24 protein-coding genes and 2 tRNA genes are annotated in these 24,954 nt (G+C 61.0%); 9 read left to right on the top strand and 17 right to left on the bottom strand.

Going from position 1 to position 24,954, the window contains the following annotated elements; genetic code table 11:
- Positions 1-132: 132 nt before the first annotated feature.
- The 6 genes from NKJ11_RS17130 to NKJ11_RS17155 form a co-directional block, all read right to left on the bottom strand.
- Positions 133-1,353: an OmpP1/FadL family transporter gene (locus NKJ11_RS17130; RefSeq protein WP_128304005.1), complete on the bottom strand. Its 1,221-nt coding sequence runs from the start codon at positions 1,351-1,353 to the stop codon at positions 133-135.
- Positions 1,354-1,710: 357 nt separating this feature from the next.
- Positions 1,711-4,494, bottom strand: coding sequence for a valine--tRNA ligase (locus tag NKJ11_RS17135; RefSeq protein ID WP_352793829.1), 2,784 nt, complete (start codon positions 4,492-4,494; stop codon positions 1,711-1,713).
- A 220-nt stretch (positions 4,495-4,714) separates the two neighbouring features.
- Positions 4,715-5,533 carry a PopZ family protein gene (locus NKJ11_RS17140; protein ID WP_128304003.1) on the bottom strand — a complete coding sequence of 273 codons (819 nt, stop codon included), beginning with the start codon at positions 5,531-5,533 and terminating at the stop codon, positions 4,715-4,717.
- A gap of 214 nt (positions 5,534-5,747) precedes the next feature.
- On the bottom strand, positions 5,748-7,139 hold the full coding sequence (locus NKJ11_RS17145; RefSeq protein ID WP_023812204.1) for a TolC family outer membrane protein: 1,392 nt from the start codon (positions 7,137-7,139) through the stop codon (positions 5,748-5,750).
- A gap of 181 nt (positions 7,140-7,320) precedes the next feature.
- Complete coding sequence (locus NKJ11_RS17150) at positions 7,321-7,989, bottom strand: protein-L-isoaspartate O-methyltransferase family protein (protein ID WP_023812205.1); 669 nt, start codon at positions 7,987-7,989, stop codon at positions 7,321-7,323.
- A gap of 90 nt (positions 7,990-8,079) precedes the next feature.
- Positions 8,080-8,153 (bottom strand) — tRNA-Cys (locus NKJ11_RS17155).
- A gap of 220 nt (positions 8,154-8,373) precedes the next feature.
- Between NKJ11_RS17155 and NKJ11_RS17160 the strand changes: the two genes are divergently transcribed.
- A complete protein-coding gene (locus tag NKJ11_RS17160; RefSeq protein ID WP_128304002.1) occupies positions 8,374-8,577 on the top strand; it encodes a hypothetical protein in 204 nt (67 codons plus the stop codon).
- A gap of 24 nt (positions 8,578-8,601) precedes the next feature.
- Here the strand turns inward: NKJ11_RS17160 and NKJ11_RS17165 are convergent, their stop codons facing one another.
- Positions 8,602-8,859 (bottom strand): hypothetical protein, encoded by a 258-nt coding sequence (locus tag NKJ11_RS17165; RefSeq protein ID WP_023812207.1) that lies wholly within the window; start codon positions 8,857-8,859, stop codon positions 8,602-8,604.
- 223 nt (positions 8,860-9,082) lie between these two features.
- Here NKJ11_RS17165 and NKJ11_RS17170 point away from each other — a divergent pair.
- Together NKJ11_RS17170 and NKJ11_RS17175 are read left to right on the top strand one after the other, a co-directional pair.
- Positions 9,083-9,157 (top strand) — tRNA-Asn (locus NKJ11_RS17170).
- 443 nt (positions 9,158-9,600) lie between these two features.
- Positions 9,601-9,849, top strand: a complete 249-nt coding sequence (locus NKJ11_RS17175) for a hypothetical protein (protein WP_023812208.1) — start codon at positions 9,601-9,603, stop codon at positions 9,847-9,849.
- 381 nt (positions 9,850-10,230) lie between these two features.
- Here the strand turns inward: NKJ11_RS17175 and NKJ11_RS17180 are convergent, their stop codons facing one another.
- The 4 genes from NKJ11_RS17180 to NKJ11_RS17195 form a co-directional block, all read right to left on the bottom strand.
- Entirely contained in the window at positions 10,231-10,476 is a 246-nt protein-coding gene (locus tag NKJ11_RS17180) for a hypothetical protein (RefSeq protein ID WP_023812209.1), read from the bottom strand.
- A 212-nt stretch (positions 10,477-10,688) separates the two neighbouring features.
- Positions 10,689-10,985 carry a DUF982 domain-containing protein gene (locus tag NKJ11_RS17185; RefSeq protein WP_023812210.1) on the bottom strand — a complete coding sequence of 99 codons (297 nt, stop codon included), beginning with the start codon at positions 10,983-10,985 and terminating at the stop codon, positions 10,689-10,691.
- Positions 10,986-11,029: 44 nt separating this feature from the next.
- Positions 11,030-11,485, bottom strand: coding sequence for a hypothetical protein (locus NKJ11_RS17190; RefSeq protein ID WP_023812211.1), 456 nt, complete (start codon positions 11,483-11,485; stop codon positions 11,030-11,032).
- A 69-nt stretch (positions 11,486-11,554) separates the two neighbouring features.
- Positions 11,555-12,043, bottom strand: coding sequence for an Hsp20 family protein (locus tag NKJ11_RS17195; RefSeq protein ID WP_023812212.1), 489 nt, complete (start codon positions 12,041-12,043; stop codon positions 11,555-11,557).
- Positions 12,044-12,327: 284 nt separating this feature from the next.
- Between NKJ11_RS17195 and NKJ11_RS17200 the strand changes: the two genes are divergently transcribed.
- The 3 genes from NKJ11_RS17200 (at position 12,328) to NKJ11_RS17210 (ending at position 14,110) form a co-directional block, all read left to right on the top strand.
- On the top strand, positions 12,328-12,759 hold the full coding sequence (locus NKJ11_RS17200) for a cupin domain-containing protein (protein ID WP_023812214.1): 432 nt from the start codon (positions 12,328-12,330) through the stop codon (positions 12,757-12,759).
- A 98-nt stretch (positions 12,760-12,857) separates the two neighbouring features.
- Positions 12,858-13,616, top strand: a complete 759-nt coding sequence (locus NKJ11_RS17205) for a copper homeostasis protein CutC (RefSeq protein ID WP_023812215.1) — start codon at positions 12,858-12,860, stop codon at positions 13,614-13,616.
- Positions 13,613-14,110 carry a GNAT family N-acetyltransferase gene (locus NKJ11_RS17210; protein WP_128304001.1) on the top strand — a complete coding sequence of 166 codons (498 nt, stop codon included), beginning with the start codon at positions 13,613-13,615 and terminating at the stop codon, positions 14,108-14,110. The genes NKJ11_RS17205 and NKJ11_RS17210 overlap by 4 nt, the downstream gene beginning before the upstream one ends.
- A 28-nt stretch (positions 14,111-14,138) precedes the next feature.
- Here the strand turns inward: NKJ11_RS17210 and NKJ11_RS33845 are convergent, their stop codons facing one another.
- The 6 genes from NKJ11_RS33845 to NKJ11_RS17235 all read right to left on the bottom strand — a co-directional run bounded on the left by NKJ11_RS33845 (position 14,139) and on the right by NKJ11_RS17235 (position 21,147).
- Positions 14,139-14,255, bottom strand: coding sequence for an MFS transporter small subunit (locus NKJ11_RS33845; RefSeq protein WP_128304000.1), 117 nt, complete (start codon positions 14,253-14,255; stop codon positions 14,139-14,141).
- A 109-nt stretch (positions 14,256-14,364) separates the two neighbouring features.
- Positions 14,365-15,744: an L-lactate MFS transporter gene (locus NKJ11_RS17215; protein WP_128303999.1), complete on the bottom strand. Its 1,380-nt coding sequence runs from the start codon at positions 15,742-15,744 to the stop codon at positions 14,365-14,367.
- A 247-nt stretch (positions 15,745-15,991) separates the two neighbouring features.
- Complete coding sequence (locus NKJ11_RS17220) at positions 15,992-17,014, bottom strand: acyltransferase family protein (protein ID WP_352793830.1); 1,023 nt, start codon at positions 17,012-17,014, stop codon at positions 15,992-15,994.
- A 273-nt stretch (positions 17,015-17,287) separates the two neighbouring features.
- Positions 17,288-18,085: an FAD binding domain-containing protein gene (locus tag NKJ11_RS17225; RefSeq protein ID WP_023812220.1), complete on the bottom strand. Its 798-nt coding sequence runs from the start codon at positions 18,083-18,085 to the stop codon at positions 17,288-17,290.
- Positions 18,086-18,175: 90 nt separating this feature from the next.
- Positions 18,176-20,524, bottom strand: a complete 2,349-nt coding sequence (locus NKJ11_RS17230) for a xanthine dehydrogenase family protein molybdopterin-binding subunit (protein ID WP_023812221.1) — start codon at positions 20,522-20,524, stop codon at positions 18,176-18,178.
- 125 nt (positions 20,525-20,649) lie between these two features.
- On the bottom strand, positions 20,650-21,147 hold the full coding sequence (locus NKJ11_RS17235; protein WP_023812222.1) for a (2Fe-2S)-binding protein: 498 nt from the start codon (positions 21,145-21,147) through the stop codon (positions 20,650-20,652).
- A 264-nt stretch (positions 21,148-21,411) separates the two neighbouring features.
- On the opposite strand from NKJ11_RS17235, the gene NKJ11_RS17240 reads away from it, so the two are divergent.
- The 3 genes from NKJ11_RS17240 to NKJ11_RS17250 all read left to right on the top strand — a co-directional run bounded on the left by NKJ11_RS17240 (position 21,412) and on the right by NKJ11_RS17250 (position 24,939).
- Entirely contained in the window at positions 21,412-22,596 is a 1,185-nt protein-coding gene (locus NKJ11_RS17240; RefSeq protein ID WP_050592709.1) for an FIST signal transduction protein, read from the top strand.
- Positions 22,597-22,610: 14 nt separating this feature from the next.
- Positions 22,611-23,951 carry a hybrid sensor histidine kinase/response regulator gene (locus tag NKJ11_RS17245; protein WP_023812224.1) on the top strand — a complete coding sequence of 447 codons (1,341 nt, stop codon included), beginning with the start codon at positions 22,611-22,613 and terminating at the stop codon, positions 23,949-23,951.
- Between the two features lie 433 nt (positions 23,952-24,384).
- Positions 24,385-24,939 carry a tetratricopeptide repeat protein gene (locus tag NKJ11_RS17250; protein WP_031213515.1) on the top strand — a complete coding sequence of 185 codons (555 nt, stop codon included), beginning with the start codon at positions 24,385-24,387 and terminating at the stop codon, positions 24,937-24,939.
- Positions 24,940-24,954 lie beyond the last annotated feature (15 nt).

Below are 24,954 nucleotides of genomic sequence, written 5' to 3' on the forward strand. Positions count from 1 at the left end.
TCTCAAAACACGAACAGGATGGAAACGAATCTCCATCCTGTTCGATAGGTCTTACCAGATCCTCATCCAGCCCAACTTAAGTGAACTGCATTACGAGCAACGCCCGGCCTTTTGCTTAGAATTTTCAGTTGCTTAGAACTTGATCTTGATACCGCCGGAAATTGCCGTGACCAGATCGTTGCCGAAGTCATAGCTGTCATCGGTGCCCGCGATATAGCCGTTCTCGCCAGCCAACTCCCCTGAATGGCCGCTGGTCAGCACACCGACCGCACCTGCCAGACGAACCTCGATATTCGGCCTGGGCGTATAGGCAACGCCACCACCCAGCGTCCAGGTATCGGTCTGTGCACCATAGCCATGCGACGTGCCACGATCCCAGGAAAGCTGCCCAGCGGCACTCCACTGATCATTGAACTTGTGACCGATACCGCCCGTGACAGTCCAGCCATCACGATACATCAGGTCGAGTGAAGTTAGTTGGCCCAGACCATTCGTGACGCAGAATGAGGAGGGTGTACCCTGGGCACAGATCGGAACGCTTTGCAGGACGCTCCAATTGACCCACTTGATCGAACCGAAAGCGAGCCAGCCAGGTGCGATGCCCGACTGCAGTTTCAATTCGAGCGAATCCGGCATTGACTCCGTCGCACCATAAATCGGTACAGAGACGACGCCGCCGATGTTCAGAGTACCAGAGATATTGTCGAGCTTCACTTGCGAATTGTAGACAAGGCTGGCGCGCAGCGCGATATCTGGAATTTCATAAGCGACGCCCGCACGCCAGCCCCAGCCATCGGCCTCCAGATCGACACGACCGACCATCGTGCCGAAGCCAATATCTGTGTAGTTCTCCTTGAAGCCATAGATCTTCTGGTAGAAAACACCGCCTATGAACCGAAGCTGGCCTTTGCCGGCGTCCATCTTGTAGGAGCAGGTAGCCGCGTAGTTGTCGCTCTTGATGTCGGTTTCGATATTCGAAAACGCGCCGTTCCACGCATTTCCCGGCGCGGTATGTGCACCCCAGGGCTGCGAATAATCGACCATGCAATCCACGCCTTGCACGACCTGGACCTTGGCTCCAATGCGTGGAACCCAATAGCCCTCGGCTCCGTCGGCCGAGGTGCCCAAACCGAGATCGGCTCCGCCCGGGCCGCGCGCATTCTTGTACTTGCGGTCCGGCATCACATAGGTCGCTTCCGCTTCGGTCGCGAACGGAGCCGGATCAAACAACAGGTCGATATCGTAGCCAGCACGCTCCAGGCCGCCGGCATGTGCCGGGTTCATCGCCGTCCCGATCAAAGCCAGCGAAAAGCAGCCCGCCCCAAGCAGCGCTTTCAGTCGCAGAATAGTCATGAAATGTCCTCCCCGAATTCGAGTGCATCAAGCTAGAACCAATTCGGGTTAACGGTGCAACAACGAATTCAAGAGCGTACATGTACACATTCGCCAGGCGCATTTTCGAGGAAATGCAACCGGATGCGGCAAGGCCGAAAACGGTCCGTGATGGCGGATCTGCTTCCAAAAAACAGAGGAAACCCATCCAAAAAGGTTCGAAAACAGCGTTTTTTGCGGTCCGGGAGCCCCATTGTTACATTATGGCAACAATGGGGCTAAAACTTCCGTTTACGTCAAAATTAACGCAACGGCATGCTGATTTTCGAGGCGGAAAACCAGCAGTTTAGAGAGGGCTAAAGTCTCGCGAATCTATCCTTAGCCGGCGTCGCGAACCCTGGCCAACGCGACTGACAGCTTGCCCTGCGCATCGCGGTATTCGGCGAGCTTTTCACGCTCGGCATCGACGATCTCGGCCGGCGCGCTGGCGACGAACCTTTCGTTCGACAGTTTCTTGTGCAGGCGCGCGATCTCCTCGGTCACCTTGGCCAGTTCCTTCTGCAGCCGTGCCGCCTCGGCGGCGAGGTCGATCAGGCTGCCAAGCGGCAGGCAGACCGTCGCCTCATTGAGCACGATCTGCGCCGAGCCCTTGGGCGCGACATCGGCAAGCGAGATGTCGCCGACCCGCGCCAGCCGCTTGATCGCCGAATCCTCGCGAACGAGGCGCTCGCGTGTCACATTATTGGCGCCGACCACGACGAGCGGTGCAATGGCTGCCGGCGGCACGTTCATCTCCGAACGCACGGAGCGAATGCCGGAGACGAGTTCGACCAGCCAATTGATGTCCGCTGCGGCCTCGGCGTCTTCGAAATCCGGTGACGGCCATGCCGCATGACACAGCAGCGAGAGGCGTTGCTTGCCTTCGCCAGCGGTCTGCGCCCACAGTTCCTCGGTCATGAACGGCATCATCGGGTGCAGCAGCTTGTAGATCTCGTCGAGTACGAAGGCGACGCAGGCGCGGCTTTCGGCCTTGGCCGCCTCGTCGGCGCCCATGAACACCGGCTTCAGCAATTCCAGATACCAGTCGCAGAACAGGTTCCAGACGAAGCGGTAGGCGGCACCCGCCGCCTCGTTGAAGCGGTATGAGGTGATGCCGTCCGTGATTTCGCGCGCCGCGCGCGTCAGTTCGGTCAGGATCCAGCGGTTGACCGCCAGCTTCGCGTCATTCAGCCAGAACTCGTCATTGCGCGCGACCTCGTTCATTTCGGCGAAGCGCGTGGCGTTCCACAGCTTGGTGCCGAAATTGCGATAGCCGGCGATGCGCGCCGGGTCGAGCTTCACGTCGCGGCCTTGCGCCGCCATCACCGTCAGGGTGAAGCGCAGCGCATCGGCCCCGTATTCGTCGATCAGGTCGAGGGGGTCGACGACGTTGCCTTTCGACTTCGACATCTTCTGCCCGTTCTTGTCGCGCACCAACGCGTGCATGTAGACGGTGTGGAACGGCTCCTCGTCCATGAAGTGCAGGCCCATCATCATCATACGGGCAACCCAGAAGAAGATGAGGTCGAAGCCGGTCACCAGCACGTCGGTCTGGTAGTAGGTCTTCAGCTCCGGCGTCTCATCAGGCCATCCCAATGTCGAGAACGGCCACAGCGCCGACGAAAACCAGGTGTCGAGTACATCCTCGTCGCGGGTCAGGATCTCGCCCGGCTGGAAATTCTCCAACTTGTCCTCGACCCAGCCCTTCCAGGGTCCTTCCAGAGCCAGGTAGTATTCGATCGCGGCGCCGAGCGCCTCTTCCTCGGTCTTCTCGACGAAGACGCGCCCATCCGGCCCGTACCATGCCGGGATCTGATGACCCCACCACAGTTGGCGTGAGATGCACCAGGGTTCGATATTTTCCATCCACTGGAAATAAGTCTTTTCCCAATTCCCGGGTATGATCTTGGTGCGCCCCTCGCGCACCGAAGCGATCGCTGGCTTGGCCAGTTCCGCCGCATTGGCATACCATTGCTCGGTCAGGAACGGCTCGATCGGCACGCCCCCGCGATCGCCTTGCGGGACGGCGTGGCGATGCGGCTCGACCTTTTCGAGGAAGCCGCCCTCTTCCATCAGCTCGACGATCTTCTTGCGCGCGACGAAGCGGTCGAGGCCGTCGAGTTCGTCCCAGACAATTTGGCGCTCCGGCGTCACCTCGAGGCCGGCAAGGAAATCCTCATTATCCCTGAGACTTACCGCCGCCTCCGTGGTCAGGATGCTGATCGCCGGCAGCTTGTGGCGCTTGCCGACCTCGAAGTCATTGAAATCGTGCGCGGGCGTGATCTTGACCGCGCCCGAACCCTTTTCCGGATCGGAGTACTCGTCCGCCACCACAGGAATCCTGCGACCGACGATCGGCAGGACGATGTTCTTGCCGACCAGATGCCGGAAGCGCTCGTCGTCAGGGTGCACGGCGACGGCCGTATCGCCCAGCATCGTCTCCGGGCGCGTCGTCGCCACGGTGATGAAGGTTGTTGGGTTTTCCGGGTCGAAGACCTGGCCCTCTACGGGGTAGCGGAAGTGCCAGAGATTGCCGTTGACCTCCTGCTGCTCGACCTCGAGATCGGAGATCGCGGTGAGCAGCTTGGGATCCCAGTTCACAAGGCGCTTATCCTTGTAGATCAGCCCTTCCTTGTAGAGCGTGACGAACACTTCGAGCACGGCCTTGGACAGGCCTTCGTCCATGGTGAAGCGTTCGCGTGACCAATCGGCCGAGGCGCCGAGCCGCTTTAACTGGTTGAAGATCGCGCCGCCGGATTCGGCCTTCCACTCCCACACTTTCTCGATGAACTGCTCGCGGGTCAGGTCGCGGCGATGGATCTGCTTTTCCATCAGCTGCCGCTCGACCACCATCTGCGTGGCGATACCGGCATGGTCCATGCCCGGCTGCCACAGGACATTCTTGCCGCGCATGCGCTCGAAGCGCACCAGTATATCCTGCAGCGTGTTGTTGAGCGCGTGTCCCATATGCAGCGAGCCGGTGACGTTCGGCGGCGGGATGACGATGGTGAAGGCTTCCGCCCCCTCCTCGGCCCCGGCACCGGCGCGAAACGCGTCGGCCTCTTCCCAGACTTTGGCGATCTTCGGCTCGACGGTTTTGGCGTCGTAGGTCTTTTCAAGCATGGGAAAATGGTCCGCGCTGTCGGGAGTTTTGCTGGTCCGCTGTAAATCGGAAGGCTTTGACCAAGTCAACCGCAAGGGCTGTCTCGGACCCTCACAACCAGATAGGCGCGGCCTTGGTCATTTCAACGGAAAGCGATCCGTCGTCCTGCCAACAAGCTGACCTCACCAAAGGAAACGGCGCCACGAGGGCGCCGCTTCCTTTGGTGATCGGCATGGGGAACTACTGCGCCCCGCGCGCCACGCGCTCGATCTCCTCGCGCACCAGCCTTTCGACCAGTGTCGGCAGATTGTTGTCGAGCCAATCCTGCAGCATCGGCCGCAGCATCTCTTCGGCCATTTCGTCGAATGTCTTCTTGCTGCGGCTGGCAAACGCGTCGGAAAGCTCGCCAAAGGCAGCCGCGACCTGCCGGCCGGTGTGCTCGGAAACGATCGCCGGACGCGGCGCGTCGCTGGCCGCCACCGGTCGCACCACGCTTGCATCCGGACGAGACGGCTCGACGGCTGCTTTCGCGGTCGGTTCGTCACTTGGAGTCTCCACGGACGGCTGGGCAGCGGTCTTGGGGGCTTCGCTCCGGTCCGACACCGCCCTCGCCTGCTCACCGACCGCGGCGATCTCGCGACGCCAATCGGCGATGGAAGCGTCGGCGACAGGACGCGATCCCGGCGCTTCAACCGTGATTGGCTCGGCGGCGACGCGGGCGCTGACCTCGGCAAGTGTCATCGATGGCTTTGCCGGGCCGGGATCGGGGCGCACCGGCGTTTCCATGCGTGCGGCCACCGGCTCGGCCGCCGGCAACTGTGCCTGGACTTCCGCCAGCGTGACCGGCTTCCTGCCGTCGGGGGCGGCATGCAGGTCGGCACGGAATGCTTCCACGTCGGGGGCTGCATAGGCGCTCGACGCGCGCTCCAGATCCTGGCTCAACTCATCGGCGTCGCCCGGCTGCTTGCGGCCGCCGTCGCTGTCCTCGATGATCCGCCTGATGGAAGCCAGTATCTCTTCCATGGAAGGTTCGCGCTGTGCGCTGCTTGCCGTTGCCATCGTCACATCCGCCGCCCTTGTGACCCCTGTTGGGTTTTCCGATCCGGCAGAGCCGGATCGAATCATGGCGACAGCGTAACCGACGGATCGCCGCACGAGAATCCCCAATCTGGGGACTTGTGGGATTTCAACAGATTAGCGCGATCTGAACCCGAGAGCGCAGTACGAAAGATCCTGCTCAAACGAGGAGCACGGCCAGTCCTGGCCGAACGCTTCAGCGGCCGTCCGGCGTGCGCAGGCCGTACCACTTGTCCTTGACCGCGTTGTAATGCTCTTCAGGCTTGTATTTCGCTACCTGCAAGCCAAGGCGGTCGACGGACAGACGGCCGGTCGCCTGCAGGATGGCGTAGCTCGCCACCACCACATCATGTTCGTAACCGGCCTGGTTGATCTGGGCGGTGATGACCGTCGCCTGCGCGTTGAGGACGTCGAGCGTGGTGCGCTGGCCGACATTGCGCTCTTCGATGACACCGTTCAGTGCCAGCTTCGCGGCCTCGATCACCTGCCTGTTGGCCGTCAGCTGCTGCTGCGCGGCGGTGTACTCGGTCCAGGCGGCGGTGACGGCCTGGCGCACCTGGTCGCGGCTGACGTCGACCTGGATGCGGGCCTGGCTGAGCGATTCCTTGTCCTGGCGCACGATCGCCGAGGTGCGGCCACCCGAATAGATCGGGATGGTCAGCGTTGCCCCGACACTGGCCGAATTGGTCGTGCCATCCTGCGAACCGACGCCCGGCAAAGGCGAGGTATTGCGATAGGCGCTCGAAACGCCGGCGGAAGCCGACAGCTGCGGCAACAGCGCGCCTTCGGCCGACTTCACCGAAAACGCGGCCGCGTCGACCAGATGCTGCGTGGCAAGGATGGCCGGATGCTCGTTCGAGGCCACCCCGACGGCGGCGGCGAGGCTCGACGGCAACAGCTTTGCCACCGGCGAAGCGCCCTTGAGCTTGCCCGGCTCGTCGCCGACGATCTGGCGGTAGATCGCCGCACTTGCCAGCGCCTGCGCCCGGGCGGCACTCAGCGATGCCACGGCGGCGGCCCGCGAAGCATCGGCCTGGGCGACATCGGTGCGCGTGCCTTCGCCAACTTCGAAACGCGAACGCGCCGCGCGCGCCGTTTCGGTAAGGAACTGAAGGTTCTGCTCAGTCAGCACGGCGACCTGCCGGTCGCGAATCACGTTCATATAGGCTTGGGCCGCGCTGAACAGGATACCCTCTTCGGTGTTGCGCAGGCTTTCGACGGAAGCGCGGACCTGCGCTTCGGCGGCAGCGACATTGTTCCTGGTCTGAAAGCCATCGAACAGCATCTGGTTTATCTGGACGCCAAAATTTCCGGTGGTCAGCCTCACGCTTGAATTGGTGCCATTGAGATGGCTGCTCGAATAATCAATATCCGCCGAGCCGGTGACAATCGGGCGGTAGCCCGACTTGGCGATGGCGACACCCTCGTCGGTGACACGAACGCCGGCGCGGGATGCATTCAGCGAAGAATTGTACTGATAGGCCTTTGCAAGCGCGCCGGAGATGCTTTCGGCTGAAGCCGCCAGTGGGGACAGCATGGTCGCCGAAACGAGGACGGCGGTGAAAAGTGACTTGCGTAAAGACGGCACGGTTAAACCCTCATTCGTTTTCCATGGGAACCGCGCCGCGCCTGCTTCTCTCATAGATCAGCCGGCGCCGCGTGTTCGATGTTCCCTGCTGCTCACCCCAAAGTGCCCCCAGTCTGGGATCCGCAGCGATCGTTCAAATGCAAGCGACCATGACACAGCCTCTCCTGCAAGGCCAAATCATTCAGAATTCGAAAGCACGAATGCGTTCAAACCCCGGTAGTGGCTTAATTGCCGCATTAAATGCACGTCTTCCGGTTACAACCCCCCCGGCCTTGAAAAAGAGACGGGCCACGCCGGAATTGCCCTGCCCTTCGACGGCGACAAGGCGGCCGCCTTCGGCGAGTTGGTCCAGCAGCGCCACCGGCACTTCCGCGACGCTGCCACCGACGAAGATGACGTTATAAGGCGCCTTAGCGGCATGCCCCTGCGGCAACGCGCCCTGGACGACGGTCACATTGCCGCAGCCCAGCGACGAAAGCGTCGATCTGGCGGTTTCCGCCAGCGCCGAATCACTTTCGAGCGCCACCACGGACCTGGCCAGTCGCGACAGGATGGCCGAGGCGTAGCCGGTTCCGCAACCGACATCGAGCGCCGAATCGGTCGGGTTGATCTCCGCCAGCTGGATAAGCTTGGCCAACGGCGATGCTTCCATCAGGTAGCGCGCGCCGTCCGCGCCGGCGGCAATGCGGATGTCCTCGTCGATATAGGCCAGATCGCGCTGGGCGGCGCCGACAAACATCTCTCTTGGGACGACAAGCATTGCATCGAGCAGCGGCGCGCTGGTCACATCGGTGGTGCGGACCTGGCCGTCGACCATCTTGACGCGTAGTTCGGAGAAATCAGCGCTCATGTCCCAACCAATCCGCTTGCCGCGCCAGAACCGCGGTCCATTGTGTCAGGAACTTCAGGCCCCTGCGCTGCCGCGCGGGGGCCCGGGCATTGGAGGCCTCGCCCGGAATCGAACCGGGGTGCAAGGATTTGCAGTCCTCTGCGTAACCACTCCGCCACGAGGCCTCATTGCTCCCGGCGTTCCACCCGGTTCCAATAGGTTGCGGCGAAAATGACGTCAAGCGGCCACCGTGCATTCCGAACGGTTTCCTCGCGTCAGTCCGGACGGCACCCGGCAAATCGTCGGATCGGGCCTGACCGCTCCATTAGCGGACAATTAAGCATAGCCTGCCCGGAGAAGAAACTCATCGGCGGCCGTGCGTTGGACATGGCAGGAGGAAGAGCCATGCACCGGACAGTGGCAGCAAATACAAGTGCCTCGTCCGGCCTGTCCCTGCCACAATGCGGAGAGCCTCTGCATTACGCAATCGACCGTCTGTCCATCGAAGGTGCGGACAGCCTGTCGCCGCATGACAGGGCAAGGCTTGCCTCGGCCGCGGCGATTCTCAAGCAGATCCGTGAGGCGCTGGAAGAGCACGCCGCCCGCTGAACACCCGCCTTGCGCTATCGGCGGTCAATCGGGCCGGCGACGCCGTTCCCACCAGACGACAAAGCGACGCCGGTGACGGCGAACCATGGCGAATTCATAGGACAGCACCAGCAATCCGAGCGGAACCATCCAGAAGCCGAGGATCGGCAGGAAACCGAGGACGCCGCCAACGGTCAGCAGGATGCCGATCGTGATTCTGAGCCCGCGCGAGCGCGGCATTTTGAACTCGCGCCCGAAAACGGAGATTTTCCGCGCCGGCATCTGGTTGTCTTGTGCTGTCATCGTCTCGAAAGATTGACCCGTTTGATTGTTCGCAAGCATGCTTGAACCAAAGCAGCCGCCGCGCTTTCGGTTCCATATCCCCGCCAAGACGGCTAATATGAGGGCTTCCTTCGACGATTGCGAGAAACGCCTGCGCGAAAAAGCCTCGGAAAAATGTGAAAAGCTTCTTTGCAAAGCCGAAAAGGGCAGCTATAGGCTGCGCCACTCACATAAGAGCATCCGTTCCCCGGTAGCTCAGTGGTAGAGCAACCGGCTGTTAACCGGTTGGTCGCTGGTTCGAATCCGGCCCGGGGAGCCAATCTTTTCAAAGCCTTGAGACGGTCAGGTCGCCCATAGGGGCTGATCTATGGCATGTCTGCAAAATCGCGGTCAGCAGGTTGATTCTCAACTTGACCTGGCCCCGCTGTCCAGCGCCGTCGATGACGCCGCGGCATCGGGACGGTTCGCGGGAGCAGGCATAAGGCCTTGCTTCGATCTCGGCGATCTCATCTCTTGTCGCCGTTCGGGTTGGGTGCCGGTGCCTCTCGCACATCTCGCGGTGGCGGGTCGACATGCTTAAGCTCTGGCGGGACTTCTTTGTCCCGGCGTTGCACAGGTATCTTCTCCGGTGCGGGCTTCGATGGTGGCTCTTTGATCTTGCTCGGCATAATCGAGTTAACCGCCCTGCCGGTCTCTTGTTCCGTAGCGAGCAGAAAACCTGAATGCGTGGGGAACCGGGAACATCGAAGAGCGTTTTCTCGCATGCTGAAGAAGATCGCCCTCGCCGCCGTGCTGGTCCAGGTTGCCGCGTTTTCGGCTCTCATCACCCAGACGGTCCTCTTCGCGTCCACGGCCACACAGGCCGCCGACGCGAAGCCCGGCGACGCAGTCGCCGTCACCATTGAGAACGAACGGGACAAGGCGGCGCAACCTATTGTTGCCGGCCAATGTCCAACGCGGCTTGTGGCGAGCAAGGTCTTCACGAGGAACGTAATTACGGCGCAACAATAGCTCGCCATCGATGCCGGCCATCCGTCGATCCCCCCAATTTAAGTCAGGGCAATGTGCTTGAAAGCACAATGATTCCTGTTACTTGCGACGTAGGGCGAGTGCGTTTGGGTTGGGCAAGAATTAGTATGATTTCATCGAATATGGAATGCCCGCGCTGTCATGGCAGCGGCAGGGTTTTCGACTGCTCCAAGTGGTATGCGTCAAACGGGCACTGCTGCCCGCAGGGAACCCATCGGGGTGGCTGCCCTGGAAAGACGGGCGCCTGCGCGGAATGCGACGGCCTGGGGACGATGGCGGAGCCTCCGCTGAGAGCCGTGGCGTAATCTGCGAGAGCCGCGCATGCCGCTGATGACGGCGCGGAGGCGCCCGAACGAGCATATTTTACTCTGTTGGTGTTTCTACGGGTGGTGCGGCCAGAACCGTGATGTCCATCCTGGCGATCTTGGATGCCGCGCGGCCTTGCGCGCCAGCATCCATATCGCCGCCTGCGGCAACCATGATTTTGGCCAGATGTCCCACGGCGTCCGCGCTGCGGCCCGGCGAAAATCCTTCCCCGGTTTGCGGCTTCCCCACTGCCGTTTGTTTTTCCGGGACATGCGGATGTTGACTTACGATAGCGGAAACCATTGAACCTCCTGTGGCGACGCTTCGAACATTATATTAGCATTGACTGTTGCGAGGCTGACCTAGCCAGTCGCCAAAAACCGCACCAGGGAGTTCGAACAAAAGATCGAGCCGCCCCGCTACAAGGTGAACTGGTAGGGCAGCTCACCTTGCAGCGATGTGAAAACGACGATGCAGGCCCAGCCGTCCTGGTAGCGCCGCCCCTTTTATCAAGGCTAAGCGGTAATCCCACCGCGACCTGACCTTGTGTCCATCCAAGGGAACTGAGCAAGCGGGTCCTGCAGGATCTTGACGGATCTTGCGAAGCCGGCGACGGCATCGCGCGCCACCGTCAGCGGAACCTGGCCGTCGTAAGCACGCTGGCAGGCTCGAAAGGCCGTTTCGAAAATCGGACCCCGCCTTTCCCTTGGCCACTCGTCAAAGAAGTCAAAGGCGTCGTCGAGGCACCCTATTTCTTGAATGAACTCGCCATTCTTGACCAGGACCGGTTGGTCGAACGTCCTGTCACTCATGTAATCCTCCATTCGGCACGGTGGGTTGTTGCTGGTTCGGGTCATCATGCGATTGCATGCTCCGGCTCGGCCAACATGCCGCCACCTCCACGCCCAGGCGGTACCGTTGCAATGGCCGGGATTGGCGGCGGATCATCGTCGTCATCTCGCCAGGGGTGCCGCATCCAACCGAGGCGGCTCTTCCTGCGGCGCCGGTCGAAAGACGGGCTGACGGTGCCCGGCATCTTTGAAATACGCGGTTCCCGCCCGGATTCGTCCAGGAGGTGGAGGGCGCGAAGTATGTCGCTGACTTCCACGATGGCGCCGTTGTCCAATTGCCGCAACGCGGGATTGTCAGGAACCGCATGAACGTCGGAAGCCCAGAAAGCGAGCAAAGCCCGCTTTGCGCCGATTGTCATCGTCTCCTCGTTCAGGACGTCATCTGGCGTCCGCAACTCAGCGGATTCCGCGGCAAGATTTTTCGGTTCGGGTTGGTAAAAACTGTAAGCTTCGGTTCTCATCTCCATTCTCCGCGAGCTGTGCCTCCCGGCCGAACCGGGAGGCGGACCGTAGATCTAGGTTCCAGGGAATCAGGCGACCTCGCGCTGAGGCTCCGCATCGGAATCGATCAACTGCTTCTTGCCGGGTTGCTCGAGCGAAACCGCCTTGGCTTCGGACCCTATCTCAATGCGCCGAGGCTTGAGTTCCTTGGGCACTTCGCGGATCAGGTCCACCGACAGCAAGCCATTCTCGAGGTTGGCCGCCTTGACCTTTACGTGATCGGCAAGTTTGAACACCTGCTTGAAGTTGCTCGTCGCCAAGCCGCGATGAAGGACCTCCCGATTTTCCTGGTCGGGTTTCCTTTGGCCGATGACAGACAATTCGGGGCCGTTCTGTATGAGTTCGACTTCATCGAGAGCGAAGCCGGCGATAGCCATCGTAATGCGATAGTCGTTCTCGCCAATCTTCTCGATATTGTAGGGAGGCCAGTCGGAGCGCCCGCTTTTCTCGAGCATATCGAAGAGACGGTCGAAGCCGACCGTTGTGCGGTAAAGAGGGGTATAATCAAAGCTTCTCATAGCCATATCCTCCGTGAAGCAACATGGGTTACGAGGCTGTCGCAGCGCCGCTGCGACGCCAATATGTCGAGCCGAAGCCTCGACGGAAAACGATCTGGTAATCGTGTTTTTTTCCGTCAAGAGGGGCGTAAAAAATTTTCTGGCCGGCAGGCAGATCCAGCGAGCCATGCTCTTCGGCGGGGAATTCCGCCACACCGTACGAGGTCCGCTGAAGCGGGTGCCCAAGGCGCTGCCTTGCGTGCTGGCGGTCACTGCGCGATGTTGGCGGCGGGGTGGAGCGAATCATGCGAAAAATTTTGATGTCCGGACTGCTGCTCGCGGTGGCCTTTTCCGCGAACCCGGCCCACGCGCTGGACAGCAGCGGCACGCCTGTCGTCGTGACCCCTCTTGCGTCGCGCACGACGACCGCGTCCGGCCAGCCGATCACGCTGCCGCAGAAGAACGTGCAGGTGCTGGTCTCGAGCTACGACATCGCGTCGGGCGCGACCTTGCCGGTCCACAGGCACCCCTTTCCGCGCTACGCCTATGTCCAGGCCGGCACGCTGAAGGTCACCAATGTCGAGACCGGCATCAGCAACACCTACAAGGCTGGCGATTTCATCATCGAAATGATCGGCCAGTGGCATCAGGCCACCAATATCGGTGATGTCGAGGTGAAGCTTCTGGTGATCGATCAGGTCGAGCAAGGCGCCAAGAATACGGAATTGCGCCAATAACCGCGAAGTCTGTGCCCGAAGGCGGAAGGCTGTTCGCGCTTTCGCAGCAGCCGGCCCGGTGCTAGGGCTGGCCGGGAAATCATGGACTGGATCGCCCCTTGACCAAAGCTCTCCGCCTGCCGCTGATCGAAATCTGTGTCGAAGGCATTGACGGCCTGCTCGCGGCGCAAGCCGCTGGCGCCGACCGGGTCGAATTATGCGCCAGCCTCATCGAAGGCGGCATCACGCCGAGCCTCGGCACGGTCCGCGCCGCCATCGAGCAGGCAAGCGTGCCGTTTCACGTCATGGTGCGGCCGCGCGGCGGCGATTTTCTCTACAGTGAGACCGAATACGCCTCGATGCTGGCCGATGTCTCGGCACTGCGCGAACTCGGCGTGCCCGGCGTGGTGTTTGGCTGCCTGAACGCCGATGGCACCATGGATGAGGCGCGCATGAGCGAACTGACACAAGCCGCTGGCCCCTTGAACGTCACCTGCCATCGCGCCTTCGACATGACGCGCGATCCGGCCGAGGCGCTCGAATCGCTGATCCGCAGCAAGGTCGGCCGCGTGCTGACCAGCGGCCAGCGTGACACTGCCGTCGAAGGCTTGCCGCTGTTGGCGGATCTGGTGCGGCAGGCCGGTGACCGCATCGTCATTCTCGGCTGCGGCGGCCTGGATTTGCACAACATTGCCGAAGTGCGCAGCAAGACCGGCCTGTCCGAAATGCATTTTGCCGCCCTCAAGGATGTGCCGAGTGCCATGGACTACCGCAATCCCCATGTCGGCATGGGTGGCTCCGATCTCGATCGCGAGTATCGTAACACGCTCACCGACACACCACTGGTGGCGGCAACGATCGCGGCGGCGAAGGCATGACCTCGACCCCTGTCCCGATAGCCCGTGTAGCGGCCGCAGACGAAGCGGCGATCCTGGCGCTCAACAACGAGCATGCCGCCGAACTGTCGTGGCTGGAGGCTGAGCGGCTGTCCTTCCTGCTTGGCGAAGCATTCTATGCGCGCCGCATCGGCAATCTCGAAGCCTTCATCATGACCTTCGACCAGGACGCCCGCTACGACAGCCCGAATTTCCTGTGGTTCCGCGAGCGCTATGAGCGGTTCGTCTATGTCGACCGCGTCGTCGTGGCGGCGCATGCGCGCGGCCGCGGCCATGCCCGCCGCCTCTATCAGGATCTGTTCGGCCATGTTGAGCGCGCCGGCTACAATCTGGTCACCTGCGAAGTCAACACCGACCCGCCGAACCCCGCCTCGGATGCCTTTCACGCCGCCCTTGGCTTCACTGAGGCCGGCGACGCCGTCATCCATGGCGGCAAGAAAGCGGTCCGCTATTACATCAGACGAACCTCCGTCTGAGGCCAGGCGGATCGAACTGAAGACAGGGCTACTGGAACAAGGCTGTCGCACTCACCAGCGTCATCCAGAACCCCCAGACCAACGGGATGCCGACCAGCAGCCAGGCCAGCGTCAGTTTGATCGAATTGCCGTTGTCTTGCGCCATGGTCGGTCTCCTCAGAGCATGATCCCGAAATTGGGCTCCGGTTTCGGAAAAGATCATGCTCAAACAATACGATAGAGCCCATCCCGATTCTATCGGGATGGAACTGGCTCTAAGCCACCGCTGGTTCGGTCTTCATGTGGAAGCGCGCATTGATCGGCCGCATCATCAGGTTGAGCAGGAGGCCGATGACCAGCAGGCCGGCCATGATGTACATGGTGACCGTGTAGGCGTCGGCCTTCGCCACGCCGCTGTCGATCTGGTACTGCCTGATATAATTCACCAGCACCGGGCCAAGCACGCCCGCCACCGACCACGCGGTCAGCAATCGGCCGTGGATGGCGCCGACGTAACGCACGCCGAAGACGTCGCGCAGGTAGGCGGGAATGGTGGCGAAGCCGCCGCCATACATGCTGAGGATGATCCCGTAGAACAGCACGAACAGGAAGACGCTGCCGGTCTGGCCGGTCCAAGGCACCGCCGCATAGAGGACGACGCCCAGCGCGAAGAAGATGGCATAGGTTGTCTTGCGGCCGATATAATCGCTGGTCGAGGCCCAGAAGAAGCGGCCGAGCATGTTAAAGATCGACAACAGGCCGACGAAACCGGCGGCAGCGGCCGGCGAGATGCGTCCCGGGAACATCTCCTGGCTCATGGCCGAGGCTTGCCCGAGCACGCCGATGCCTGCCGTCACGTTGAGGCACAGCACACCCCATAGCAGCCAGAACTGCGGCGTCTTCAACGCATCGTCGAGATGGACATTGGACGTCGTCACCATCGCATTCTGTGCCGCTGGCGGCGCCCATCCGGCGGGCCGCCAGCCCTCCGGCGGCACCCTGACGATAACAGCCCCAATCAGCATGAAGACGAAATAGACGATGCCCAGCACGAGGAAGGTTTCAGCGACGCCGATATGCTCAGGCGTCGAAAACAGCTTCATCAGATAAACCGACAGCGGCGAGGCGATGAAGGCGCCGCCGCCGAAGCCCATGATCGCCATGCCGGTTGCCATGCCCGGCCGGTCCGGAAACCAGGTGATCAGCGTCTTGACCGGCGAGATGTAGCCGAGGCCGAGACCGATGCCGCCCAGCACGCCGTAGCCGAGATAGATGATCCACAACTGGTGCAGATAGACGCCGAGCGCCGAGACAATGAAGCCGCCACCGAAACAGCAGGCAGAAGCGACCATGGCTTTGCGCGGCCCGACACGATCCAGCCAGCCGCCGCCGAACGCCGCCGCAATGCCCAGGAACAGGATCGCGATCGAGAAAATCCAGCCAAGGCCGGTCAGCTTCCAGTCGTCGGGCGCCGAGTCGGTGATGCCGACCAACTTCGACATCGGCAGGTTGAAAACGCTGAACGCATAGGCCTGGCCGATGCAAAGGTGTATGCAGAGCGCCGCTGGCGGCACCATCCACCTGCTGAAGCCAGGTTCGGCGACGGTGCGTGAGCGGTCGAGCCAGCCGCCCGCCCTCTCCCCGGTCGTGTCCATTCCATCCTCCCAGATGCGTCTTCGAACCATCTTCTCAGATGTGTCCTGCGAACAAACTAGGAGGGTGAGCCGGTGAGGCAATAAGGAATGCCCGTCATAAGACCAATGTCTAATGAGACTGGCCTATATCGAAAGCAGGTCATTACTTTCCAAAAAATTATATTAGAGATAATTAATTGATTGTCTGCTTATGAAGCGCGATCCACTCCACCTGCACTCGCGATCATCTGGCCGGGCACGACGGCATTCACCAGTTGCGGTTGAGCCATTCGCGCGCCGGGCGCTCGATGAGGTAGTAGCTGCAGAGCGCGCAGGCAAAAACGCCGGCCAGCATCGGGATCGGCGCGCTGCCTTGTTCATAGACGAATTTGTAGAACGGCTGCTGCCACAGATAGAGCGAGTACGACCACAGGCCCAGCGTCGCCATCGGCCAGGAGGACAGCAATCCGGAAAAATACCGTGGGCTGAAATCGAGTGCGTTGACGGCCAGCGCCAGCAGCGGCACCGCGAAGAGATAGTGGATCGGCGTCGGCACCTGATCCAGGAACAGGACAACGGCACAGAACGTTGCCACCAGGGCCACATGCTTGCCTCTCAAAAACGCAGGCAGCCTGCCATCGGCCTTGAGCAGGCAGATCGAAGCCGACAGCAGGATCGACGCGATGTGCACGTCGGTGCGCCAATAAGTGGTTTCGTAGTCCATCCCGAAGACCCAGTACGAAACCGCGCCATTGGCCATGGCCAGCAAGGCCAGCGCCAGGAGCAGCACGACCACGCGAGAGCGACTTGAGACGATGACGCTGATCAGCGCCAGGAAGATGTAGGCGTGCTCCTCGATGCAGAGCGACCAGATATGGTCGAGCGCCCCTGCCCGCGTCAGGAGAATGCCGGCATAGTTGTAGGTGAATGTCAGCGCCGTCAGCGCCGCCTTCCATTTGAAGGCGATGAACGTGCCGGCCAGCGCGATCATCGCGACGACTACGAAGACCAGAAGAGCTGGATAGATGCGGGAGAAGCGGCGTTTGAAGAATTTTTTCAGCGGGTAGCGTTCGATGAACAGGATCTCGCCCATCAGCCGGCCGCTGAGCACGAAGAAGAATTCGACGCCCAGCACGCCAAGATTGATTCCCGGAACCGGAAAGAAATGGCCGATCAGCACCAGCGCGATCGAAAGGCCGCGCCAGCCGTCGAGATAGGCCAGTCTTGTTCTGGTTGATCTGTCGGCGGCGGATCGGGACGGAACGACATGCGTCGCGGAAATGTCGGTCATGCCGATCCTCTCGCAATAGGTATGCGAAGGGTACGACGGTACATTTCGAACCCAGCTCGCATTCCCGCCCAAATCCATATTGCAGTGCAATATGGATTTGTGCAAGTGCGAGATTGCCGCCGGTGCAGTTCCAGGTGAAGTGTCGGCGGAAGAAATTGCTCAGGCAAACGATTGGTGCGGGGGGCGATTCCATCAAAATTGGACAACTACAGGTCGTCCCAAAAAGGAAAAGGGGCCGCATGACCCCTTCTCCCGTGTTCACAACTGACCGTATCAGGCGTTGGCGGCAGCCACCGCGCGCTTGGCCATCACCGCGATCAGATTGGCGCGATAGTCGGCCGAGGCATGGATGTCGGTCATCAAATTCTTCGCCGGCACTTTTACCCCTTCGAGTGCCGAGGCCGCGAAGTTCCCGGCTAATGCTGCCTCGATCTCCTTCGAACGAAAAACGCCGTCGTCGCCGGCACCGGTGACGGCGACGCTGACGCCATCCTTGCCCTTGGCCACGAACACGCCGACGATGGCGTAGCGCGATGCCGGATTGCGGAATTTTTCATAGGCCGCCTTGGCCGGCGCGGTGAAGGTGACGGCGGTGACGATTTCGCCATCCTTCAACGACGTTTCGAACAGGCCTTTGAAGAATTTGTCGGCTGATATCTGGCGCTTGTTGGTGATGATGGTGGCGCCCAGCGCCAGCAGCGCCGCCGGATAATCGGCCGCCGGATCGTTGTTGGCGATCGAGCCGCCGATCGTCCCCTTGTGGCGCACCGCCGGATCACCGATCAGCGATGCCAGATGAGAAAGCGCCGGACAGACCTTCTTCAGCTTCTCGTCATTGGCAACAGCGTGATGCGTGGTGGCGGCGCCGATGGCGACGGTCTTGCCCGACACCGTGACGCCCTGCAGCTCCGTGATCCGCGACAGGTCGACAAGGTCGGACGGCGCGGCAAGCCGCGTCTTCATCGCCGGGATCAGCGTCATGCCGCCCGAAAGCAGCTTGGCGTCGCCGGTCTTGATCAGCTTGGCGGCATCGGCGACCGAGGCGGCGCGGTGATAGTTGACTGCGTACATTTGTCTTTCTCCCCTGGGTGAAAGAGCGAACAGGAAGTAGCGAACATCGCGTTCTCCCCCTATTCGCTACTCCCTATTCGCCATTCGCGTTCAATGTTTCGTCGCGCGGATCGCGGCCCACACGGTGGACGGCGAAGCCGGCATGGCAAGATCGTTGCTGCCGATGGCATCGGTGATGGCGTTGATCACCGCCGGCGGTGAGCCGATGGCGCCGGCCTCGCCGCAGCCCTTGATCCCCAACGGATTGCCCGGGCAAGGCGTGTTCGAGGTCGAGACCTTGAACGACGGCAGATCGCCGGCGCGCGGCATGGTGTAATCCATGTAGCTCGCGGTCAGCAATTGTCCGCTGTTGTCGTAATAGGCGCCTTCGAGCAGTGCCTGGCCAATGCCTTGCGCCAGCCCGCCATGCACCTGGCCCTCGACGATCATCGGGTTGATGATGTTGCCGAAATCGTCAGCGGCGACGAACTGGACGATCTCGGTGACGCCGGTTTCCGGGTCGACCTCGACCTCGCAGATATAGCAGCCCGCCGGGAAGGTGAAATTCGACGGATCGTAGAACGCCGTCTCCTTGAGCCCGGGCTCCATGCCGCCCGGCAGGTTGTGGGCAGTGTAGGCGGCCAGCGCCATCTGGAACCACGGCACGTTCTTGTCGGTGCCGGCCACCTTCAGCGCGCCGTTCTCGATGATGATGTCGCCTTCGTCGGCCTCGAGCAGGTGCGCCGCGATCTTCTTGGCCTTGGCCTCGACCTTGTCGAGCGCCTTGACGATGGCCGACATGCCGACCGCACCCGAGCGCGAGCCATAGGTGCCCATGCCCATCTGCACCTTGTCGGTGTCGCCATGGACGATCGAGACCGAATCGAGCGGCACGCCGAAGCGCTCATTGACCAGTTGCGCGAAGGTCGTCTCATGGCCCTGGCCGTGGCTGTGAGAGCCGGTCAGCACCTCGATCGTACCGACCGCGTTGACGCGCACTTCCGCCGATTCCCAAAGGCCGACACCGGCGCCGAGCGAGCCGACGGCCGCAGACGGCGCGATGCCGCAGGCCTCGATGTAGCAGCTCATGCCGATGCCGCGCAGCAACCCCTTGTTGGCGGCGGCGGCCTTGCGCTTGGCGAAGCCGGCATAATCCGACGCCTGCATTGCCGCATCGAGCGAAGCGGCATAGTCGCCGGCGTCATAGCACATGATGACCGGCGTCTGATGCGGAAACGCTGTGACGAAGTTCTTGCGCCGCAGCTCAGCCGGCGAAACGCCGAACTGGCGGGCCGCCGTCTCCATCATGCGCTCCATGACGAAGGTCGCTTCCGGCCGCCCCGCCCCGCGATAGGCATCGACGGGCGCGGTGTTGGTGTAGATCGCCTTCACATTGGCGTGGATGGCCGGGATGTTGTACTGGCCCGACAGCAGCGTCGCATAGAGATAGGTCGGCGTCGCCGATGAAAACAGCGACATATAGGCGCCAAGATTGGCTTGGGTTTCCACCTTCAGGCCGAGGATCCTGTGGTCCTTGTCGAAGGCCATTTCAGCATGGGTGTGATGGTCGCGGCCATGCGCGTCGGTCAGAAAACTTTCGGTCCGGTCGGCCACCCATTTGACCGGCACGCCGGTCTTCTTTGACGCCCACAGGCAGACGATCTCTTCGGGATAGATGTAGATCTTCGAGCCGAAGCCGCCGCCGACATCGGGCGCGATCACGCGCAGCTTGTTTTCCGGCGCGACATTGTAGAAGGCGCTCATCACCAGCCGCGCCACATGCGGATTCTGCGAGGTCGTCCAGCAGGTATAGTGATCCTCGGCCTTGTCGTAATGGCCAAGTGCGGCGCGCGGCTCCATGGCGTTGGGCACCAGCCGGTTGTTGATGATGTCCATCTTGACGACATGGGCCGCCTTCCCGAAGGCCGCCGCGGTGTCGTCGGCATTGCCGATGTCCCAGTCGAAGATCAGATTGTTGTCGGCTTCGGGGTGGATCTGCGGCGCACCCTTGTCCATCGCCTTGGAGGCATCGACGACGGCCTTCAACTCCTTGTAGGTGATCTCGACCGCCTCGGCGGCATCACGCGCCTGCCCCTTGGTCTCGGCGACGACGATGACGACGGCGTCGCCGACATAACGGACCCGGTCGAACGCCAGTGGCGACCATGCCCCCATCTTCATCGGCGAGCCGTCCTTGGAGTGGATCATCCAGCCACAGATGAGATTGCCGATGCCGTCGGCCTTGAGTTCCTTGCCGGTCAGCACGCCGATGACCCCGGGCATGCCCTGGGCCTTCTTCACATCGATCTTCTTGATCTGCGCATGCGCGTGCGGACTGCGCACGAACGCGGCGTGCTTCATGCCGGGAACCACCATGTCGTCGACATAGCGGCCGGCGCCCGTGATGAACCGTTTGTCTTCCTTGCGCGCGACCCGAGCGCCAACACCTTCAATGCCCATCAGAAATTCCTCCGGAATTTATGGGAGTAGGGCAGTAGGGGAGTAAGGGAGTAGGGAAAAAGAGGCCTCGTTGCGTTGGCCTTTTTGCCCTACTCCCCTACTGCCCTACTCCCTTATTCCCTTGCCTAAGCAGCTTGTTTCGCCTTACCCTTCGACCCCTTCATCGTCGTCGATGCGGCGAGGATCGCCTTGACGATGTTGTGGTAGCCGGTACAGCGGCAGATGTTGCCGTCGAGCTCGGCGCGCACCGTCGCCTCGTCGAGCCCTTCGGGGTGGCGGCTGATCATGTCGGTCGCCGTCATGATCATGCCCGGCGTGCAGAAGCCGCACTGCAGCCCGTGATGTTCCTTGAAGGCGGCCTGCACCGGATGCAGGTCGGCGCCATTGGCCAGGCCCTCGATCGTCAACACGGTGGAGCCGGAGGCCTGCACCGCAAGCATCGTACAGGATTTGACCGCCTTGCCATCAACGTGGACGACGCAGGCACCGCATTGCGAGGTGTCGCAACCGACATGCGTGCCGGTAAGACCGAGATTTTCCCGTAGGAAGTGAACCAGAAGTGTTCGGTCCTCGGCAGCACCGCTGACCCGCTTTCCGTTCACCATCAACGAAACGTCCGACATGGTCCCTCCCTGGGTATCAACCTTGGTATCCACGCTGCCGACGCGGTATTCGCGCTTCGGTGGTGCATTATTCGTACACCGCACATCGGACAAAAAACAGCACGTCGCAAACGCGGAACATTGTACTTTCGGTCATGGCCGCGCCCAAACATGCGGTGCCGGTGGCCCCATTGCCAAACCGCCGATTGAAGGCAACAATGTCGGTCGACGCCCGCGCGCCAGAAGCATTTAAAAACAGCCGCGCACAAAAAAGCGTCGGAGGAAATGCGGAGAACATCGCTGGCCAATTCACAGACGCGCTATGCATGCGGCCTGTCGGCGCTCACCACGGACGAGCCCGACATGGAGGCGTTCGCCAAGGCGATCGCACTGGAAGCAGCCGCCATCGACGCAGGCTTTGCCCTGCTGTTCTTTTCCCAGAGCCTAGTCGAAGCCAGCGCCCTTTCCCAGGCGCTCATGACCCACGCACCGGCGCTCCACCACGCCGGCTGTTCGACTGCCGGCGAGATCACGCCGCAAGGTCTCGAGGATGGTCATGTGCTGGCCATGCTGCTTCCGTCCACCGCGTTCACCGCCGTTAGCGTGATGGTCGAAAATCTGTCCTCGTCGGGTATGGACAGGATCACCGGCGAGGTGGAGACCCTGCGGCGATCGCTGCGCGCGCGCCTCGGTTGCGATCGGACCAAAGGCACTTTCGCGCTCTGCTTCATCGACGGGCTCTCTTATGCCGAAGAAGCGGTGAGTTCAGCCATCCACTGGGGCCTCGATGACATACCGCTGCTTGGCGGCTCCGCCGGCGACGATCTGAAATTCGAGACGACGCGCCTGATCTCGAACGGCAAGGTCACCTCCGACAGCGCCATCATCGTGCTGATATCGACCGAAATTCCCTTCCATGTCTTCAAGACCGACAACTTCGTTCCCACCGATGAAAAACTGGTGGTGACGGCTTCCGATCCCGATCACCGCATCGTGCGCGAATTCAACGCCACCAATGCAGCGCAGGAATATGCCGCGTCCGTCGGCATCGTCGCGCAGATGCTGACGCCACTGAGCTTCGCCTCGCATCCCGTGGTGGTGAAGGTGGGCGGCCAATATTATTGCCGATCGATCCAGAAGATGCATGCCGACGGCTCGCTGTCGTTCTTCTGCGCCATAGACGATGGCGTCGTGCTGTCGATCGCCCAACCAAAGGACATGGTCGAATCGACGCGCGCCGCCCTGCGCGATGTCGAGGAGAGGCTTGGCGGCATCGACATGATCCTCGGCTTCGACTGCGTGCTGCGCCGGCTCGACGCGCGCAATCGGCAGGTGTTTCGCGAGATTTCGGAACTCTACCGGGTCAACAATGTCATCGGCTTCGGCACCTATGGCGAACAGTACCGGTCGATGCATCTGAATCAGACTTTTACCGGCATCGCCTTCGGCGAGCGCCAGGCGGCGGAATAGGACGGCGCAACAAGATGCCGCTGAGGGACATAAACGATCTTGAAAAGCTGAAGAAGATCAACGCGGCACTGGTCAGCCGCGTCGAGCGCTCTATGGACCAGCAAGGCAACGCCTTTTCGCTGTTCCAGACCGCGATTTCGCTGGAAAACCGGGTGCGCACCCGCACCGAGGAACTGCACTCGACCTTGCGCCGGCTGGAGCAGTCGAACATCGACCTCAGCGCCGCCAAGGAAAACGCCGAACTGGCGAACCTGTCGAAAACCCGTTTCCTCGCCGCTGCCAGCCACGACGTGCTGCAGCCGCTGAACGCGGCCCATCTCTCGGTTTCGGCGCTCGCCGAAGTTCAGACCAGTGACGAGGGCAAGAAACTGGTGCGGCAGGTCGAGCGCTCGCTGGAGACGATGGAGGATCTGCTTAGAACGCTGCTCGACATCTCAAAGCTCGATGCCGGCGTGGTGCAGCCCGACATAAGCGATGTCAGCCTGGAGGCGCTGTTCTCGTCGCTCCGCTCGGATTTCCTGCCGGTGGCGGAGATGAAAGGCCTGTCGCTGAAATTCCGGCCGGTCCATGCCGTCGTCCGCTCCGACCGCACGCTGCTGCGCCGCATCCTGCAGAACATTCTTTCCAACGCGCTGGGCTATACACGCTCGGGCGGCGTGCTTGTCGGCACCAGACATCGCGGCGACACCATCCGCATCGACGTCGCCGATACGGGCTGCGGCATTCCCGACGACCAGCGCGAGGCGGTATTCGAGGAGTTCCATCGCGGCACCTCGCCGGCCAATGCCGAACTGGACGGTGGCGGTCTCGGGCTCGGGCTTGCCATCGTGCGCCGCATGGCCAGCGCGCTCGGCCATCCCGTGACATTCTCGTCGAAGGTCGGACGCGGCACGATCTTCCACATCGATGTTCCCGTCGGCATCGGTGCGCCAGCCGATGCCATCGCTAGCGTTGCCGATATGGAACGGCCGCGCGGCTATGGCCTGTTCGGCACCAAGGTGCTGCTGGTCGAGAACGATATCGAAGTGCTGCAGGCCATGACCTTCCTGCTCGAACGCTGGCAATGCCTGGTGCGGGCCGCGACCTCGACCGACGATGCGCTCGACATGCTTGGCGACACCGACTGGGTGCCCGACATCGTCATTGCCGACCAGCATCTCGACGGCGGCGATCTCGGCACCACGACCATCGCCGAAGTCCGCGATTATCTCGGCCGCGCCGTGCCGGCGCTGATCGTCACCGCCGACAGTTCGGAAGCGGTCGCCAAAGCCGCCCGCTCCGGCGGCATCGAACTGATGCGCAAGCCGCTGAAGCCGGCACAGCTAAGGGCGCTGCTGGCACATTTGCTGGCTTAGACAATAACCAATTCGATGCTTAACTACTTGGAAAGACGGAGGCGTCACTTTTGAGATCGCCACCGTTTAAATATTGGAAATTCCGAAAAAAAGTTGACGATGATCTTCCGGAAGTCCGCATACATTACGTATCCGCACGCAGTAGTTTGACAATTTGGATCGAGACCTCTTGGACATTCCTTTTCATCCAGTCGCAAGGACGTGCTTGATAATTTTGGCGTCCCCATAAAAAGCGGCACGGCAGATGGGATAAGGAAGGTAACGCTCATGCGCGCTGACGCGGTGCCGTGATTATGAGGGGCATCGTCCAGGCGCGACTGTGAGATCCGGCAATTACGGTGACAGTGCACTCTTAATATGTCCTCCCGGCCCATAGTGCATACTGTCAACGCATTTGATAGCGCAAAGGTGATGATTGAAAGAGGAGCTACCTATGTCCGATGACGACACGCATTTAGTTCAAGCCAAGGAAGCCCTCCACAAGGGTGAAGTGGAGAAAGCAATATCAATTCTCTTAGACGCAATGAACTATGAGAGCAAGAAAGCGGCGGCGGCGTATTCTCTGGGGATAGTTTATGACAGTAATACCGATTGTCACGATGATGATCTGGCGGTAAGTTACTATTCGATTGCAGAAAGTGGCGGAATCGAAATGGCAACTTATAGAATTGCTGGGTTGAAACAAAGAATTGGCGACAATATTGAATCTTTAGAGCTGTTTAAAAAAATCTCCACCCGGAACCCGTCCGCCGCCTACTGGTGCTATCGCTTGATACAGAAAAATGAACCGACTGATCCGGATGCTGAAATATTTCTAAAAAGCGCTGCATCTCAAGGCCACATTCTTGCGAAGAGGGATATATTAATGGAGAAACTGAAAGGAAGGCGAGGCGCTGCTCAAATGGTTATCGGCGCGTTTGGTATGATAAGACTATTTAGAGAAACGATGGCTGCATATGCGGCGAGGGATGAGCTACTGTACCAATAGATGTAGAGGCCGAAA

The sequence above is a fragment of the Mesorhizobium sp. M0243 genome, assembly GCF_040321775.1.
Taxonomy (GTDB): Bacteria; Pseudomonadota; Alphaproteobacteria; order Rhizobiales; family Rhizobiaceae; genus Mesorhizobium.